Below are 1,199 nucleotides of genomic sequence, written 5' to 3' on the forward strand. Positions count from 1 at the left end.
TCTTTGCCAACAGTGGTGGAGATACTTAACATTTTGGCATCGTTCAACTTCGCGGTATTGCCTCTGATGGCATTGGCGATATGCCCTTTTAGGATACCATAGGACAAGAGTGCATCGATGTAGAAACCACTGTTATGCTGTATACTGCCATAGGCTGTAATGGCCCATTTATCCAGCGTGTTCTTTCCTGCATCTTTCATGTCCTTTGGTGTGAACGACAGCTGCCCATAGGTGCCTACAAGACCGAGATGTGTTGTGGTATTTTGCCCTTCAATTGCTGCCAATGTGACTCCGGCTTGGAGAGCAGCATAGCGGATATCAGCACCATAACCATATTTGAGAGGACCACGCTCAGAAGATAAAGTTCCTGTGCTTCCATAGGTGTAAAGGAAGAAACCAGTTTGTTTCTCCTCTTCTTTTCCTAAGACGGATGTTCTGATATTGGCTAAAAGCGCGTTTTGTTTAGCCATATCGGTTAATCCACTGTAAAAGAGAGCATTTGGCATGACCAAATAGCTTGCTGTTTGTGGTACAGGGGCAACGGCAGGGATATTTGTTTCAGGATCAGGATTTGAACCAGAATTGGAGCTAAGCAGTTCGGGTTGTAAACGGAAATCCCAGAAATTTTCATTCTTTTCATCAAAGAGGTTTTGTGCAATATCGGCTTTGCCTTGGCTTGAGTCTGGTCCATAGGCATGTAGTGTATACATATCTGGTAAGCCACCTCTCGTGGTATAGCCATTTACTAGTTTGAAAGAGTTTTCTTCTGCTTTTCCAGAAACTTGAATGAGTGAAAGACCACGGACATTGGCAGCAGCAGAGGTATTTGCTTCGATATTGTTCTCTTCTAAGCGCCCCGTGACATAAATTGATGTGTTGCCAGAGACATCCCCATGGATCAAAAGTCTATCGGTTTTTTGGTCATTTATTGCAGCACCATCACTCCATTCAGCGTTGAAGTAAATTTTCGCATCATCCGTTGCATTGTAGACTTCTTGCGTGTCTGGTTTACCAGAACCTATATGCAATGTTTGGTAGTGATCTTCTGTTGGTTTCTCAAAAACAATGGAGCTGTTGTTGAGGTTTAGCACAGAAATATCAGAACGAGATCTTTGAGCGATATCAAGCAGATTGCCATCATCATCTTTTTCATGTTTGCTGATTTTCAACGTCCATGTTGTCTTGTTTTTTAGATCAAA

1 protein-coding gene is annotated in these 1,199 nt (G+C 42.7%); it reads right to left on the bottom strand.

Translation table 11 applies throughout. The features are described from left to right. A partial coding sequence (locus ACFIK1_RS03075; protein WP_375662056.1) for an autotransporter outer membrane beta-barrel domain-containing protein occupies nt 1-1,199 on the bottom strand: 1,199 nt, incomplete at both ends.

The organism is Bartonella sp. OC16QHHD, assembly GCF_042194035.1.
GTDB lineage: Bacteria > Pseudomonadota > Alphaproteobacteria > Rhizobiales > Rhizobiaceae > Bartonella.